Below are 16,270 nucleotides of genomic sequence, written 5' to 3'. Positions count from 1 at the left end.
CGTTTCAGCCACATCCCCGACAACGCCGACAGCCTGCGTGATTCCGAAGCCACAGCGGTTGGTCGCGCCAAGGATGGACGCATCTGGGTGGGTGGTCGCAAATCGGTGGTGGATAAACTCGATCCGTTTACTGGCAATGTCGAGCATGTTGTCAGTGGCAATCGCGGTGACGTGATTGGCCTGACCGAGGATGACCAGCATCGACTGTGGATCGTCATGCAAGGCGCCTTGTTTCGCTATGCCGACGGCAAGCTGGATCAGGTCAAGGCCGAGAGCGGCATGGAGCATCCGCTTGAAGTGGAGCAGGGACCCGACGGCAAGCTTTACGCACGAACCTTCGCTGAAGGCATCCTGCGGATTGATCAGGACACCTTGCGGGCAACCCGGGTGCCTATCCAGCCGGCAGACGAAAAAGCGCGCTGGGGCGCGCAGCTGACCCTGAAGAATGGCACGTTCTGGTATGCCAGCGATTTCGGGTTGCTGCGCCTTGATCGTACCTATGATCACTTCGAGCCGGTGCCCGGCGTTGCTAATGGCCAAGCGGTCGATGCATTCGACTTCACGCCCGATGGCATGTGGCTGGCGCGTTCAGATGGGCTGGAGCAATATCGGTACAGCGCCGATGGCCTTACGTTGGTACGCAAGATAGACGCTAGCAAGGGCTGGCCATCGATCGGCGTGTATGACCTTGCGATCGACAAGAATCGGCGGGTATGGATATTCGGCCGCGACGGCCTATGGCGCTATGACCCCTTCGATGGTCGCTTTCGTCGCATCGGTTTGCAGGAAGGCCTGGTCAGCAGCGAGTTTGCACGTGGTTTCGCGCGTATGCCCGATGGATACATCTATGCGCCCAGCCTGGGCGGCGTCGTCGGGTTCAACCCCGATGCACCGGATATCAGCCCGGAGTCGCCACCGCTCGCGGTTATGGATGTTCATGTACAGCGCCGAGGAGCGCCTGTGCAGTTGCCCGTGCGTGATGGCCAGGTGCAGGTGAGTTGGCGCGATCGCGGCCTGACGGTAACGGCGCGTGTGTTCTCGTTCGTCGATCCGGCGTCGAACCGATATCGCTTCCGCCTGAGTGATTTTGACAACGACTGGGTGGATACCGGCAACGTCGGTGTGCGCGAATTTTCAGGGCTCGCCTCCGGCGATCATGCATTGGATGTCATGGCGGCCGGCGTGGATGGCAAGTGGTCGCGATTGCGCCAGCCGTTGCTCATTCACGTGCAGGCGCCGCCGTGGGTGCGCTGGTGGGCCTGGTGTGCCTACAGCCTGTTTTTCGTACTCATGGTCTGGTTGTTCCTGCGCATCTGGCAACGACGCCTGTTCAACCGGCATCGCATCCAGATGGCCGAGCAGAGGCGTCATCTGGCCGAACAGGCCAGCGCCGCCAAGACGCGGTTCCTGGCAACGTTGAGTCATGAGATCCGTACCCCGATGACCGGGGTCATCGGCATGGCTGAATTACTGATGGGCACGCCGCTCAGTCCCGTGCAGCGCGAGTACACCGAAGCCATGCAAAGTTCGGGTAGCCTGCTGATGAAATTGGTCAATGATGCGCTTGACCTGGCGCGCATCGAAGCCGGGCGGCTGGAACTGGACCAGGCAGCCTTCGATCCCTGCGCCCTGGTGGACGACATCGCACACATCGAGCGTGGACAGGCCAGAAAAAAGGGACTTCGTTTCGATATCGCCTGTGCTGGCGATCTGCCGCGCTATGTCATGGGTGACGCGATGCGTATCAAGCAGGTGTTGCTGAACCTCGCCAATAATGCATTGAAATTTACCGAGAGTGGCCATGTCACGCTGCGTGCCGACCGGCAGAGCGATGGCATCATGTTCAGTGTCGCTGATACGGGTCCGGGCATTTCCGAGGAAGGACAGAGCCGACTGTTCCAACGCTTTGAACAAGAGGACGGACCCAAGCGCAATTCCGGTAGTGGCCTCGGTTTGGCCATCTGTCGCGAACTGGTGAGCCTGATGGGTGGAAGCATCGAACTGGAGTCGCGTCTGGGACAGGGCAGTACTTTTCGTGTGCGTCTGCCGTTGCCGGAAGTCCAGTTAGTCACTCGGGACGTCGCGCCACGCCACGAATCGAGCGATGGCATGCATACCGTTGCGGTCAGGCCTCTGAACATCTTGCTCATCGAAGACGATGCGATCGTTGCTGCCGTGGTGCGTGGCCTGCTCGAGCAGCAAGGACACCATGTCCGCTTCGTGAGTAATGGCCTTGCTGCCCTCGCCGAGCTGGCGCACGGGCCGTGTGACGTCGCACTGCTGGATCTTGACCTGCCAGGTGTCGACGGATTCCAGGTGGCCCGCCTGATCCGCCAGCGAGAAGCCCAGGGCCAGCGCTTGCCGATCATTGTGGTCACAGCACGCTCAAGCAGCGACGACGAGGTACGTGCGCGCGAACTTGGCATGGATGGCTTCCTGCGCAAGCCCGTGACCGGCGAGCAGTTGGCGAGCGTGTTGAGGGGCGTGAGGCGTTAGCAGTGAAAGGTCGGGCGCAAAAGCCAGGGCCTAGCACTACTGCTCTTATCTCATCACTCCTAAGCCCTTAACTCCTGTCGTTACATATCGAACTTAGCCACCTCGAACCCCAGTCGCTTGTACTCCGTCCAGCGCACGCGTGAGCCGTCGCGCTCGGCAGGGTCCGCGGCGACGACTTCCAGAACGCGCTCGTAGCGGCCGGCGGGGCAGGTTTCGCGCAAGTTGATGATCATCGGGCGATCGGGCGTGTCCACGCCTGGAGGGACGATCAAGACGGCTGTGTTCTCATCATCGTCATCGCCTGCCAGCTGATGCGGGATGTAGGAGTCTTCGTCGAAATCCCACAGCAAGGTATCGAGTTCTTCGGCTTGCTCGAAATCACGGGTCAAGACCAGCGTCGGCTGCTGCGCCGCATAAGCACGCTTGGCCAGCTCGCACACCAGCAGCAGCGGCTGGTCGCGAAAGCGAGGCTTGTCGATCAGATAGAAATCGGCGCGCGGCATGGCCAGGTCGGTCTCCGGCAGTGGTGGCAGAAGTGATTCGGGCGCATCGGTGAGAGCTGATGATGCGCCCTGGTAGTGCAATGGTTTACGAGCCGGAACCTGCCCGGTCGATCAGCCATTGGGCGAGTAGAGAAACGGGGCGGCCGGTGGCCAGGCCCTTTCGGCCTTCGTCCCAGGCAGTACCGGCGATATCCAGGTGCGCCCAGCGCTGGCCTTCGGTGAAGCGGGCCAGGAAGCAGCCTGCGGTGATGGCACCGGCGTTCTTGCCGCCGATGTTGGCCACGTCCGCGAAGCCCGATTCGAGCTGAACCTGATAGTCGTCCCACAACGGCAGGCGCCAGGCCCGGTCAAGTGCGTGCTCGCCAGCGGCAAGTAGCTCGTCTGCCAGGTCGTCGTGCTTGGTCATCAGGCCGCTGGCATGCTTGCCCAGGGCGATTACGCAGGCGCCGGTCAGCGTGGCCGCGTCGATAATCGCCCTGGGTTGGAATGTCTGCGCCGTATAGGTGAGCGCATCGCACAGGATCAGACGGCCTTCGGCATCGGTGTTGAGCACCTCGATGGTGATACCCGAGAGGCTGGTCAGTACGTCACCGGGGCGGTAGCTGTCACCATCGGGCATGTTTTCCACCGCCGGTACCACGCAGACCAGGTTGACCGGCAACTGCATCTTCACCGCTGCCACGAAGGCACCGAGCACGCCTGCCGCACCACCCATGTCGAACTTCATTTCTTCCATGCCCGGACCTGGCTTGAGGCTGATGCCGCCGGTATCGAAGGTGATGCCTTTGCCGACGAAGGCGTACGGCTTTTCTTCGTTGCCACCTTTGTATTCAAGCACCACAAGCTTGGGCTTGTTGGCCGAACCGCGCCCCACGGCCAGCAGCGAGCCGAAGCCGAGCTTTTCCAGCTCCACGTGATCAAGCACCTGGCAGCTGACCTTTTCATGGCGTTCGGCAAACAAGGTCGCCTGGTCAGCGATATACGCCGGATTGCAGATATTGGGTGGAAGGTTGGCCAGTTCGCGAGCGAAGCGCACGCCCTCGGCGATGGCTTTGGCCTGGTCAAGACCGATGCTGGCGTCCTCGCCGCTGGCGAACTGGACCGTGCCCAGTTCGGGCTGCGACGACTTCTCGCGCGGCTTGAAGGTGGCGGTATACCGGTAGGTGGCGTGGTCGGCCGCCAACGCGGCAGTGCGCACGCGCCAGGTCGCATCGTGTTGCGGAACCTCCACCTCGGTCAGGTAGGACACGGCGCTATCGATGGGCAAGCGCGCCAGAGCGCGGGCCGCCTCCAGGTGGATCTTCTGGTAACGGGCGCCGTCGAAGCTCTTCTGTACGCCCAGGCCGACCACCAGCACGCGCTTGGCCGTGAGGCCCGGAGGGGCAAAAAGCACATTGGTGCTACCGGCCTTGCCGCTGATGTCGCCGCTCTCGATCTGCTGCTTGATGGCGCCCTGGGCGGCCGTATTCACACGAGCGGCGGCGCTGGTAAGGACACCGTTTTCGTAGACGCCGACGACCACGCAGGGGGTATCGACGGTTTCGGGGGCGGCAGAGCCAAGGCTGAACTGGAGCGTCATCTCGTACATCCTGCATGGGGTCCGGAGGCGCCGGACAGGCTAAACTTGGGGTTTGCCGGCCCATCGAAGGCGCGGCGCGGAGCCAAGTATCCTAGCGCATGTCGAGTATTGATCCTCATGAGCCTCGTCGACTGACCCCCATCGCCAGGCGCTTGCCCCGATGTGGGGGAACTACGTCATCCGAAGGCGCAACCGTGCGTTTGCATTCGTTTTTTGATATGTCCCGGCCGATCCGGGGCAACGTCATGTGCCTTACCGCCGAGGTCCGGTTCTGAACATTCTCGACCGCTATTTCCTGCGTGAACTGGGGCAGACCATCGCCGCCACGACCATTGTGCTGGTGGCGATCTTTGCCGGCACCTCATTCGCGCAGGTGCTCAAGCAGGTGGCCAACGGCAGCTTTCCGGCGAGCGTGATGTTCCAGGTGCTGGGCCTGAATATGCTCGATGGCCTGTCCACGTTGTTGCTGCTGGCCGGTTTCGTCGGCACGCTGTGGAGCCTGGGCCGTATGTATCGCGAAAGCGAAATGCACGTGCTGTCCTCCTCCGGCATGGGGCCGCGTGGCCTGCTGCGCCCGGTGGCGTTGATGGCAGCGGTGCTGGCCGTGCTGGTCGGCGTGGTGTCCATGTGGCTGGGGCCCTGGGCAGCCCGTACGTCGGATAGTCTCGTTGCCGCAGCCAACCGCTCGGTGATCGCCGCGGGCCTGGACGCCGGCCGTTTCACTGAACTGCCGGGCAAGGGCGGCATCATCTTCGTCGATAGTCTTAGTCGTGACGGCAGCGTCCTGGGCAATACCTTCATCGCTACCGAGCGCGATTCGCCCGACGGGACGCGTCGGCTCAAGGTCGTCACCGGCAAGCACGGGCAGCTTTATCAGGAAAGCGACGGCGACGGCCGCTTCCTGGCGCTTTCCGACGGCTGGCAGTATGAAGTGCCGCTTGGCGGCGACAACTGGCGAAAGATGCAGTACGAGCGCAATGATGCATCGCTGTCCAATATCCAGTCCGATAACGACGATGAAGATCCAGCGCACACTCTGACTACAACGCAGCTGTTCACGGTCGATAGTGGCGATGCGCGTGCGGAGCTCGCCTGGCGCACGATCGCTCCGGCGATGATGCTGGTGCTGATCATGCTGGCGGTGCCGCTTTCACGTCAGCAGCCGCGTGAGGCGCGTTCGGCGCGACTGATCATCGCACTGCTGGTCTTCTACCTGTACTACCTGCTGCTGGCGCTATGTCGCAGCCAGTTGATCAAGGGCAAGTGGCACCATGCCACGCCGATGTGGATCGTTTGCCTGTTGGTGTTCTGCCTGGGCGCGTGGCTATTCCGTAGCCAGTATGCCGTGCGTAAGCCGCGCAAGGCGGTGGCTCGATGAACGCGTTGCGCATCAAGCGCGTCGACTACCTCGTCGGCATCACGGTACTCAGTTCGCTGATCATGGTGTGGCTGGTGTTGACCGGCCTTGATGTGGTGTTCCAGTTGATCACCCAGATCGGGCGTATCGGCAAGAACGGTTACACGCTCACCAATGCCATCGTCTATGTGCTGGTGACCACGCCACGGCGCATGTACGAAATGTTCGGCAACGCGGCGCTGATCGGCGGCCTGCTCGGCCTTGGTGGGCTTGCCGGTAGCGGTGAGTTGACTGCGCTGCGCGCCGCAGGTATGTCCAAGCTGCGTGTTGCCGCGTCGGCGGTGGGCATCGTGGCGGTGCTGATCGTCGGTGTGGTGATCCTGGGCGAGACGGCTGCGCCATGGGGTGACCAACAGGCGCAGGCCATGCAGTTGCGCATGAAGACCAACAATATCGGCATGGCCGGTAGCACGGGTCTATGGGCACGCGATGGCGACCGCATCATCAATGCCAAGAGCGCGCTGGCGCGCCAGGGGGCAACGCATACCACAGTGCAACTGATGGATGTGCGCGTATTCACCATGACGCATGATGGTCAGCTGACCCATTTTGACTGGGCCAAGACCGCCGAGCACGACGGACACCAGTGGGTCATGGATGGTGTGCGCAGCACCACGCTCGATGATGCGGGGACGCATACTACGCTGTCACCCCGTACGGTCTGGGATTCGCGCCTGAACCCGCAAGTGTTGGAGCAATCGCTGATTCAGCCGCAATACCTGTCCATGCGTGATCTGCGCCGCAACATCAATTACAAGGAAAGCCTCGGCGAGGCACCCGGTGAATACGCCGTCGCATTCTGGACTCGTGCGCTCTATCCGTTGAACGTGCTGGTGCTGGTGTTGTGCGCCATGCCATTCGCCTTCGGCACGTTGCGTTCCGGCGGCCTGGGCAAGCGCATGTTCATCGGTATGCTGCTGGCCATCGGCTGGTACTTCCTGCAAAAAGCGATGGTCAATTTCGGCACCGTCTATGGCGTCCCACCGTTGCTGGCCAACCTGCTACCGGCGATGATCCTCGCGTTGATCGCGTGGCTGTATTTCAGACGGAATGGGTGAGTAGCCGGCGCCTGGCGCAGGCCGCGCCAGCGGCCTGCCTCACCGCTCCCAGAGCGAGCGGCCTCACTCCTGCGCGTCCGGTGCGAATTTTCCGTCGGCCGCCAGTTGTGCGAACAAGCCGCCGCGTTGGACTAATGCCTCGAATTTGCCGCTTTCCACCAGTCGGCCCTGATCCAGTACCAGGATCATGTCTGCGTGGCGTACCGTGGAGAGACGGTGGGCGATCACGAAGGTGGTACGGCCCTTGGTCAAGGCATTCAGGGCACGCTGGATGCGCACCTCGGTGGCGTTGTCCAGGGCGCTGGTAGCTTCGTCCAGTACCAGGATCGGGGCGTTCTTCAGCATGGCGCGCGCAATGGCCAGGCGTTGGCGTTCACCGCCGGAAAGGGAGCGGCCGCGCTCGGACACCATGGTTTCGAATCCTTCGGGCTTGCGCGCGATGAAGCCAGCGGCTTCGGCTGCCGCGACGGCGGTCTCGATCTCCGTCAGCGAAGCATCGGGGTTACCTACCTGAAGGTTTTCCAGGATCGAACGGTAAAACATGCCAGGGTCCTGAAACACCACGCCGATGTTCTTGCGCAGCGATTCCAGCGATACCTCGCGGATATCCTGTCCGTCGATGAGTATGCGACCGGCGCTGGGATCATAGGCGCGATAGAGCAGACTCAATGCCGTCGTCTTACCCGCACCGGTCGGACCGACCAGGGCAATCGTGCTGCCTGGCTCGGCATGAAAGCTCAGGTCATGCAATGCCGGCTGCACTGGGTCGTAGCCAAAGCTCACCTGCTCGAAAGTGACCTCGCCACGCACCGGTTGCAGCGCCGGTGCGCCGGGTCGGTCGACGATGGCCGGACGCTCGTCCAGCACGGCGAAAAAATCGTCCAGCGACTGGGTCTGGAAGAACAACGTGGAAATGAAGGCGGCAAACTGCTCCAGGCGGCCGATCAGTAACATCGAGAAACCGACGAAGCTGACGATACCGCCCACCGAAATTTCGCCTTGCTTATGCAGGCTGCTGCCCAGCGCGAAAATCGCCACGATGGTCAACGTGCTGGCGGCGCGGTTGAGTACCGAAAGCAGCGCCCAACCACGCAAGACAGGATATTGCGCGGCTAGCACGCGGGCCATCATGGCTTTCAGTGCCACCGTTTCGGCAGCCAGGCGAGTGAAACTCTGCACGATCGACACATTGCCGAATACATCGCCGGCGCGGGTGGCGATCTCGTTGTGCAGTTCCTCCACTTCACCCTGTGCGACGTGGGTGCGTCGTATGGCTACCGCGTTGGTTACAGCAAACACGATCATCAACGCGATCATGAGCAGGGCGAGTTTCCAGTTCATCCATAGCGCGACCGGGATCATCACCACGATCGCCAGGAGCGTGGACAGATGATCTCGAAAGAAGCTGAGCCACAGTCCGAACAAGTTGCCCACCCCCATGTTCATGATTCGCGCCAGGCGGCCGGTGTGATGCTCACTATGAAATCCCAGCGACAGCGCCGAGGCATGCTCGAAGTAAAGTGCAATGGCGGCAAGGCGCCGTCGATGGGCCAGGCGGTCGGCATGCAGGGATGTCCAGACGGCCGCGGCCACGCCACCGAAGCCAACGGCGGCCCATAGCAGGATCAGGCGCATGGCACGCGCCGCATCACCGCTGAGCGCGTCGACGACCTTGCCGAACAGCAAGGGCTCAATGAAGAAGACGCAAGCAACCAGCAGGTTACCCAAGGCCAGCAGCATGGCCAGGCCGCGTTCGGCGGCCAGCAGTCCAAGCACTCTTACGTAAAGTCGCAGCAGTGGCACGATGTCAGGTCCCGGCAGCGGTGTTGCAAGCTTAACGCGATGCGTCCGATTCGTACCGCCACGTTCATACGGTTACATGCGTCGAGGCTTTGATCGCTTGTGCCGCGCGATGCTTGCGGCCAAGCTAACGACTTGTTCCTTGATGAAGGCAGGTACGATGGGCTGGATCGATTTGCGTAGCGATACCGTCACACGACCGACAGCGGCGATGCGTTCGGCCATGATCGATGCAGAAGTCGGTGATGATGTCTATGGTGAGGATCCCACTGTCAACGCCTTGCAAAGCCGGCTGGCGGCCGACCTGGGATTCGAGGCGGCGCTATTCGTGCCTACAGGCACGCAATCGAACCTGCTTGCCTTGATGTCGCATTGCGAACGCGGCGATGAATATCTCGTCGGCGCCGACGCGCATACATACAAGTTCGAAGGTGGCGGAGCGGCGGTGCTTGGCTCGATCCAGCCGCAGCCGATCCCGCACGACAGCGATGGCAGCCTGCCATTGGAGCGGCTCGCGGCAGCCATCAAGCCCGTCGACCCGCATTTCGCGCGCACGCGCCTGCTTGCGCTGGAGAACACCTGGCACGGTCGTGTATTGCCGATGGACTACCTGCGCGCCGCGCATGATTTCGCGCGTGATCGCGGATTGGCCATTCACCTGGATGGTGCGCGCCTGTTCAACGCGGCCGTTGCGGCAGGCGTACCGGCACGTGACATCGCGTGCCATTTCGACAGTGTATCGGTGTGTTTGTCCAAGGGGCTCGGTGCTCCCGTGGGATCGGTGCTGGTCGGTTCTTCCGTATTGATCGAGAAGGCCCGGCGTTGGCGTAAGGTAGCTGGCGGTGGTTGGCGACAAGCCGGCCTGTTGGCCGCGGCCGCCCTTCATGCCCTGGATCATCATGTGACGCGCCTGTCGCAGGACCATGCCCGCGCCGCGCGACTGGCTCAATCACTGAGCGAACTCCCTGGCATACAACTGTTGGGACATCACACTAACATGGTGTTCGTCGACGTTCCCACGGATCGGCTGCGTGCCCTGGATGCCCATCTGCGCGAAGCCGGCATCCGTATCAGCATCGGCTACCTGCCCACGCTGCGCCTGGTGACACACCTTGATATCGATGATGAAGGCATCGAGCGCGTTGTCAGCGCCTTCCGTGATTTCTTCGGCTGATGGCAAAGAGGAAAGGGTAAAGAGAAAAGCGCTTGGAACGCGCGAGCTCTCTTTACCCTTCATAGCGCCGCAGGCGCGGCTTTACAGGTCGCGCAGCGACCGACTTCACCCACGGACAGGCTGCGCAGCGGCAGACCTCATGCTTCGTTAAACCGTCGAATGAAATCGCGTACCTGCGGGTAGACAGTCTCGCGCCAGCGACGACCACTGAAGATGCCGTAGTGGCCCGCGCCCTCGATCACCTTGTGCGAACGATGGTTGGCCGGGATGCCACTGCACAGGTCGTGCGCGGCTTCGGTCTGGCCCAGGCCGGAGATATCGTCCAGTTCGCCTTCCACCGTCAGCAGCGCGGTGTCCTTGATGGCACTGGGCTTGACCCGCTCACCGTTCACGTCCCATAGGCCGCGCGGCAGCAGGAATTGCTGGAATACCGTGTTGATGGTATCCAGGTAGTACTCGGCCGGCATGTCCAGCACGGCGTTGTATTCGTCATAGAACTTGCGGTGTGCCTGGGCGTCTTCCAGGTCGCCGCGCATCAGGTTCAGGTAGAAGTCCCAGTGGGAATTCATGTGGCGACTGGGATTCATCGCCACGAAACCGGCGTGCTGCAGGAAGCCAGGATAAACCTCGCGACCATGGCCGGGATAATTGGCCGGCACGGTGTGGATCACGTTGCCCTTGAACCACGACAACGGTTGCGTTGTGGCGAGATTGTTCACCCCGGTGGGATTGCTGCGCGGCTCGATGGGGCCGCCCATCATGGTCATCGAGAGTGGGGTTTCCTCGCCGCGGGCGGCCATCAGGGAAATCGCTGCCAGCACGGGCACTGTCGGCTGGCAAACGGATATCACATGCACTTTGCGCGCGCCGATGTGGCGGATGAACTGCTCGATATAAGCGACGTAATCGTCCAGGTGGAATGCGCCCTGGTCGGCTGGCACCATGCGCGCATCGGTCCAGTCGGTGATGTACACCTTGTGATCGGAGAGCAGCGAGCGCACCGTATCGCGCAGCAGGGTGGCATGGTGGCCCGATAGCGGAGCCACGACCAGCACCGCTGGATCGTTCTTCATTTTCTCGATGGTGTCCTGGTCATCGCTGAAGCGCTTGAAGCGCTTGAGCTGACAGAACGGCAGTTCGAGTGCCGGTTGTTCGACGATCGCGATGCGCTGGCCGTGCGCCATCACGCTATGGATGCCGAATTCGGGCTTTTCGTATTCCTTGCCCAGGCGGTACATCAACTCGTAGCCCGCAGCTGCGCGTTGCGCGCCAGGCAGGTGCGACAGGGGATTGGTCTGGTCGGCAAGCACACGAGCGCTCGCCTGGGCGAAGTAACTCAGCGGGCCGAGGATGGCTCGCTGCCACTCATGGATCTGATAGAGCATGGTTGGGGACCGGTATACATCGATGCCCGGAGTCTAGCCGGTTTCAGTTCGGCGTGCTGCACCGCGGCACGATCCGTCTCAAGATGCCATGCGACGGATCTCGGTGCCAGCCAGGATATCGTGCAGGGCGCGCGAGCGTCGATCGACCAAGGCCACGGCAAACCAAACCCCCCAGGCACCCAGTGTGATCCATACGGCTGCACGCACGCCGACTATGCCTTGCAACTCCAGCAGGAACACCGGCAGCCAGGCCGCGATCAGGCGGATCAGGGCCTGTTGCCATGACAAAATGCCGCCTTGAGGGGTGGTGACACGGGTGCGCCAGGGCCGCATGCCCAGCGTCTGGCCGCCGCGCAGCCAGGAAATCAGGAAATAGGCGCTGATCGTCAGGTATTGGAGCGGCTGGAACCACCAGGTGAGTGCTTGGCCGTGGGCGTCGAAGAGTTGCCCATGGGTGGCCATCTGGCAGAGCAGGCCCATCACGGCGGCGATCGCAACGACCGCGAACATGTCGTAGAGCAGCGCCAGCAAACGGCGCCAGAGCGGGCAGGGCAGGGCGGGGACGGTATCGTCGGTCATCGGCTCGTCTTGCGTCTGGCGCACAGGCTGTCCAGCATGTCGCGCATGGAACAAACTTCAAGTATCGCCGAAGCCGATCGCCAGAGCATCGATGCCTTCATTGAAAGGGTCTGGTCCGAAGACGGCCTTGCCTCCCGCACCCTCGATGCCTATCGCAGCGACCTGGAAGGGTTGGCCACATGGCTGGCTGCGCGTGGAAGTGATCTGCGCCATGCGCGACGTGAAGACCTATCGGCGTATCACGGGTCCCAGCCGGCGGCGGTGCGCTCGATGGCGCGCCGCCAATCGGCGTTCCGGCGCTATTTCGGCTGGCTGGCGCGCCAGGAGGGGGGCGTGGAAGACCCTACGCTGCTGATCGAGCGTCCGCGCACACCCCGCAGCCTGCCCAAGGCCCTGGCCGAGCGTGAGATCGAGGGGCTGCTGCAAGCACCCGATACAGGCACCACGCTGGGATTGCGCGACCGGGCCATGCTGGAACTCATGTATGCCTCGGGCCTGCGCGTTTCTGAGTTGGTGGAGCTGCCCCTGGCCGGATTGAACCTGCGTCAGGGCGTGCTGCGAGTCACTGGCAAGGGCGGCAAGGATCGCCTGGTACCTGTGGGAGAGGTCGCGCTGGAGCATATCCAGGCCTACCTGGCCCAGGCACGACCGATCCTGGCTAAAGGTCGGCAACCTGTGGCCTTGTTCCTGAGCAAGCGCGGCGAGGGCATGACGCGGCAAATGTTCTGGACCCTGGTCAAGCGCCATGCGCTTTCGGTGGGCATTGTGGGCAAGCGCATCTCACCGCACGTACTGCGGCACTCGTTCGCCACGCACCTGCTCAATCACGGCGCGGACCTGCGAGCGTTGCAGATGCTGTTAGGACACAGCGCGCTCAGCACCACGCAAATTTATACGCTGGTCGCCAAGGAAGGTTTAAAGCGCTTGCACGCCCAGCATCATCCTCGGGGCTGATTCGTTGGAACCGGCACAAAAAATCGACCGGGTCCGCATGCAACCGTATATAACCGCATGGATAATCACCAGGCTACAGCGAGCGCACCGATGACAACGACAACGCACCGGGGCGAGGGCCTCAGGTGATGCGTGAGCGTTACAAAAAGTCAGCGGTGAACGTCGATTACTCTTGGTTTGTCACAGCCAGCAGGGACGATTCAGCCTAATATGCGAGAATTCCGCATCTACCGCGCCCCCGGCGGTGAATGGATGCAAGTGAGGCCCTCGATGTTCAAGAAGCTGTTTCTTACCCTTTCCCTGGCTGGCGTGACGTTCTCCGCCCTGGCAGCCGACGATGCTACCGAAGCAGTCGTACGCAAGGCCGTGCTGAGCCTGGCACCGGACATATCCATCGATCGTATCGAACCGGCGCAGTTGCCCGGGTTCTACCAGGTCATCGCGTCCGGACAGATGGTCTATGTGAGCAACGACGGCAAATATCTGCTCAACGGTGACCTGCTTGATCTGGCCAACAAGAAGAGTATCAGCGAAAAGGCCTGGGCGGATTTCCGCAAGACACAGCTGGCCAAGGTGCCCCAGTCGCAACGCATCGTGTTCGCTCCGGCCAATCCCAAGTATCACGTCACCGTGTTCACCGACGTCAATTGTGGTTACTGCCGTGCACTGCACGAGCATATCGCTGATTTCAACAAAGCCGGCATCGCCGTGGAATATGTAGCCTGGCCGCGCGAAGGCGTGACCTCCACCTCCGGCCAGCCCACGGCTACCTACACCGAAATGGTGTCGGTGTGGTGCGCCGCCGACCCGAAGATGGCCTTCACCGAGGCCAAGCAGGGCAAGGCGCCCAAGGCAGCAACCTGCAACAACCCCGTGAAGGACGAATTCGAGCTGGGCATGAAGCTCGGTGTCACGGGAACGCCGACCATCGTGGCCGATGACGGCCGTGTCGTGGGTGGCTATGTCACCCCGGAACAGCTGATCAAGGCGCTTAACAAGAAGGGCGCATAAGCCCCTGCCCGAGACGAGGGGCCTCTCAGGCTCCTCGTCGCTGCCGACCTGTTCCGGCGCGGCAATGGCGCTGTAACTTCAATGAAATGAATCACTTGGCATGGGCCACCTTTGCTGTCCTGCAGCATGGGGTAGAATGGTCGTTTTCGCTGCCTCGCGCCTCCGGCGCCGTTCCCCGCAATGATCGTATTCGACGGGCAGAGTGCCCTTTCGCCGTTTCGCCTCGAACGCCTGAATGCTCGCCTGGATGCCCTGCATCGCGGTGCGCGCGTGCAGTCGGCATGGCACGTCTATTTCATCGACGCCGATGCCACGCCGGAAGGCGAGCAGCGCAAGCGCCTGCTGGAAGTCCTTGAAGCCAGGGATGCCGCTGCGCCGGAACCTGCCTCGCTATGGGTCGTACCGCGCCTGGGTACCATTTCTCCCTGGTCCAGCAAGGCTACGGATATCGTGCACGGTGCTGGTTTCGCCGTGCGCCGTGTCGAACGAGGCATGGCCTGGCAGCTCACGTCGCTGCCTGAGGCCGGCAGCCCGGCGCATGCGGCCGTGCTGGAGGTGCTGCACGATGCGATGACGCAATCGGTGCTTTGGCGCCTGGATGAGGCGCAGGGCTTGTTCCTTGCCGGGCAGCCGGGGGATCTGGTCCATGTACGGCTGGGCGACGACGCCGGTGCCGCACTGGCCCAGGCTAACCGCGAACTGGGCCTGGCGCTGGCTGACGATGAGATCGACTATCTGGCCGAGCGTTACAAGGAGCTCGGCCGCGATCCAAGCGATGCCGAACTTTTCATGTTCGCGCAGGCCAACTCCGAACATTGCCGCCACAAGGTCTTCAACGCCAGTTGGACGCTCGATGGTCAGCCGCAGGACAAAAGCCTGTTCGGCATGATCAAGAACACGCACGAGCATGCGCCGGCGCACACGTTGTCTGCTTACAAGGACAACGCGGCCGTGGTCGAAGGCAGTGCGGGTGCCCGTTTCTTTGCCGACGGCGACGGTGTGTGGCGCGCGCATCCGGAGCGCATCGAATACGCGATCAAGGTGGAAACGCATAACCATCCCACTGCCATTGCGCCCTGGCCCGGCGCGGCGACCGGCGCTGGCGGTGAAATTCGCGATGAAGGCGCGACTGGGCGTGGCGCCAAGCCCAAGGCCGGCCTGACCGGATTCTCGGTCTCGGATCTGCGCATTCCAGGGCATCCCATGCCCTGGGAAATCGATCGCCCCCTGCCGCCACGCATGGCCAGCGCGTTTGAGATCATGCGCGATGGTCCGCTGGGTGCGGCCGCGTTCAACAACGAGTTTGGCCGCCCCTGCCTGGGCGGTTATTTCCGCACCTACGAGCATGAGACGGGCGAAGCCGGTGTGCGCCGTGGTTACGACAAGCCCATCATGATCGCTGGCGGCCTGGCCAATATCCGCGCCGGGCACGTCAAGAAGCTCGAACTCGAACCTGGGCACAAAGTGATCGTGCTCGGTGGGCCGGCCATGCTGATCGGCCTGGGTGGCGGTGCGGCATCGTCGGTGGCCTCGGGCACATCGAGCGCGGAGCTCGATTTCGCCTCCGTGCAGCGCGACAACGCCGAGATGGAGCGCCGCTGCCAGCAGGTCATCGATGCATGCTGGGCACGCGGCGAGCACAATCCCATCGTCAGCGTCCACGACGTGGGCGCAGGCGGCCTGTCCAATGCGATTCCCGAGTTGCTCAACGATTCCAATGTGGGCGGCCAGATCGACCTGTCGAAGGTGCCCTGTGACGATCCGTCGTTGTCGCCGATGCAGGTGTGGAGCAACGAGTCGCAGGAGCGCTACGTGCTCGGCATCGATGCGAAGGACCTGGCCGAGTTCGAGGCTTATTGCGAACGTGAGCGTTGCCCGTACGCGGTAGTGGGCGAGGCGACGGCCGAACGCACGCTGGTGGTGCGCGATCCTCGCCGTGACATGACGGTCATCGATCTGCCGATGGATGTGCTATTCGGCAAGGCTCCACGCATGCATCGCGATGCCAGGCGCATCAAGCCACGTATCGACCTGGTGCCCGACCTCACCGGCATCAGCATGGATGAAGCGCTGATTCGCGTACTCAAGCTGCCGACGGTAGGCAGCAAGAACTTCCTCATCACCATCGGTGACCGCACCGTGGGCGGCCTGTGCTCACGCGATCCCATGGTCGGGCCTTGGCAGGTACCCGTGGCCGATTGCGCCGTCACCATCGCCGACTTCGACGGCTACGCGGGCGAGGCCATGGCTATGGCCGAGCGTGCGCCAGTGGCATTGCTCAGCAGTGCCGACGCTGCGCGTCTGGCGGTGGGTG

Annotated in this window: 12 protein-coding genes; 7 read left to right on the top strand and 5 right to left on the bottom strand. The window is 62.4% G+C overall.

Annotated features, from left to right (window positions below):
* A partial coding sequence (locus VF436_RS21325) for an ATP-binding protein (RefSeq protein WP_330906076.1) occupies positions 1–2,496 on the top strand: 2,496 nt, incomplete at its 5' end.
* 80 nt (positions 2,497–2,576) lie between these two features.
* On the opposite strand, the gene VF436_RS21320 is transcribed toward VF436_RS21325, so the two are convergent.
* Positions 2,577–2,999, bottom strand: coding sequence for a DNA polymerase III subunit chi (locus VF436_RS21320; RefSeq protein WP_330906075.1), 423 nt, complete (start codon positions 2,997–2,999; stop codon positions 2,577–2,579).
* An 85-nt stretch (positions 3,000–3,084) separates the two neighbouring features.
* Positions 3,085–4,578 carry a leucyl aminopeptidase gene (locus VF436_RS21315; RefSeq protein ID WP_330906074.1) on the bottom strand — a complete coding sequence of 498 codons (1,494 nt, stop codon included), beginning with the start codon at positions 4,576–4,578 and terminating at the stop codon, positions 3,085–3,087.
* Positions 4,579–4,825: 247 nt separating this feature from the next.
* Here VF436_RS21315 and lptF point away from each other — a divergent pair, with 247 nt between their 5' ends.
* Entirely contained in the window at positions 4,826–5,956 is a 1,131-nt protein-coding gene (gene lptF, locus VF436_RS21310) for an LPS export ABC transporter permease LptF (RefSeq protein ID WP_330906073.1), read from the top strand.
* Positions 5,953–7,053: an LPS export ABC transporter permease LptG gene (lptG, locus tag VF436_RS21305; protein ID WP_330906072.1), complete on the top strand. Its 1,101-nt coding sequence runs from the start codon at positions 5,953–5,955 to the stop codon at positions 7,051–7,053. Before lptF ends, lptG begins: the two co-directional genes overlap by 4 nt.
* Before the next feature lie 63 nt (positions 7,054–7,116).
* Here lptG and VF436_RS21300 read toward each other — a convergent pair whose 3' ends face one another.
* Complete coding sequence (locus VF436_RS21300) at positions 7,117–8,856, bottom strand: glucan ABC transporter ATP-binding protein/ permease (protein WP_330906071.1); 1,740 nt, start codon at positions 8,854–8,856, stop codon at positions 7,117–7,119.
* A 157-nt stretch (positions 8,857–9,013) separates the two neighbouring features.
* Between VF436_RS21300 and ltaE the strand changes: the two genes are divergently transcribed.
* The gene (gene ltaE, locus VF436_RS21295) at positions 9,014–10,027 is read left to right on the top strand and encodes a low-specificity L-threonine aldolase (RefSeq protein WP_330906070.1); all 1,014 of its coding nucleotides are present in this window, start codon (positions 9,014–9,016) and stop codon (positions 10,025–10,027) included.
* A gap of 137 nt (positions 10,028–10,164) precedes the next feature.
* Here the strand turns inward: ltaE and VF436_RS21290 are convergent, their stop codons facing one another.
* Positions 10,165–11,412, bottom strand: coding sequence for a polyhydroxyalkanoate depolymerase (locus VF436_RS21290; RefSeq protein WP_330906069.1), 1,248 nt, complete (start codon positions 11,410–11,412; stop codon positions 10,165–10,167).
* 78 nt (positions 11,413–11,490) lie between these two features.
* Positions 11,491–12,015: an RDD family protein gene (locus tag VF436_RS21285; protein ID WP_330906068.1), complete on the bottom strand. Its 525-nt coding sequence runs from the start codon at positions 12,013–12,015 to the stop codon at positions 11,491–11,493.
* Positions 12,016–12,036: 21 nt separating this feature from the next.
* On the opposite strand from VF436_RS21285, the gene xerD reads away from it, so the two are divergent.
* The 3 genes from xerD to purL all read left to right on the top strand — a co-directional run.
* A complete protein-coding gene (gene xerD / locus VF436_RS21280) occupies positions 12,037–12,945 on the top strand; it encodes a site-specific tyrosine recombinase XerD (RefSeq protein WP_414649895.1) in 909 nt (302 codons plus the stop codon).
* A gap of 270 nt (positions 12,946–13,215) precedes the next feature.
* The gene (locus VF436_RS21275) at positions 13,216–13,956 is read left to right on the top strand and encodes a thioredoxin fold domain-containing protein (RefSeq protein ID WP_330906066.1); all 741 of its coding nucleotides are present in this window, start codon (positions 13,216–13,218) and stop codon (positions 13,954–13,956) included.
* A 180-nt stretch (positions 13,957–14,136) separates the two neighbouring features.
* A partial coding sequence (purL, locus tag VF436_RS21270) for a phosphoribosylformylglycinamidine synthase (RefSeq protein ID WP_330906065.1) occupies positions 14,137–16,270 on the top strand: 2,134 nt, incomplete at its 3' end.

The sequence above is a fragment of the Dyella sp. genome (assembly GCF_036384435.1).
Taxonomy (GTDB): domain Bacteria; phylum Pseudomonadota; class Gammaproteobacteria; order Xanthomonadales; family Rhodanobacteraceae; genus GSA-30.
Note: the sequence above shows the minus strand (reverse complement) of the source record. Positions and strands in the feature narration are given on the sequence as shown.

Excerpts from the sequence above, each read along its gene's own strand:
- VF436_RS21320 (WP_330906075.1), bottom strand. The coding sequence starts at position 2,999 with ATGCCGCGCGCCGATTTCTATCTGATCGACAAGCCTCGCTTTCGCGAC.
- VF436_RS21315 (WP_330906074.1), bottom strand. The coding sequence starts at position 4,578 with ATGACGCTCCAGTTCAGCCTTGGCTCTGCCGCCCCCGAAACCGTCGAT.
- lptG (WP_330906072.1), top strand. The coding sequence starts at position 5,953 with ATGAACGCGTTGCGCATCAAGCGCGTCGACTACCTCGTCGGCATCACG.
- ltaE (WP_330906070.1), top strand. The coding sequence starts at position 9,014 with ATGGGCTGGATCGATTTGCGTAGCGATACCGTCACACGACCGACAGCG.
- VF436_RS21290 (WP_330906069.1), bottom strand. The coding sequence starts at position 11,412 with ATGCTCTATCAGATCCATGAGTGGCAGCGAGCCATCCTCGGCCCGCTG.
- xerD (WP_414649895.1), top strand. The coding sequence starts at position 12,037 with ATGGAACAAACTTCAAGTATCGCCGAAGCCGATCGCCAGAGCATCGAT.
- VF436_RS21275 (WP_330906066.1), top strand. The coding sequence starts at position 13,216 with ATGTTCAAGAAGCTGTTTCTTACCCTTTCCCTGGCTGGCGTGACGTTC.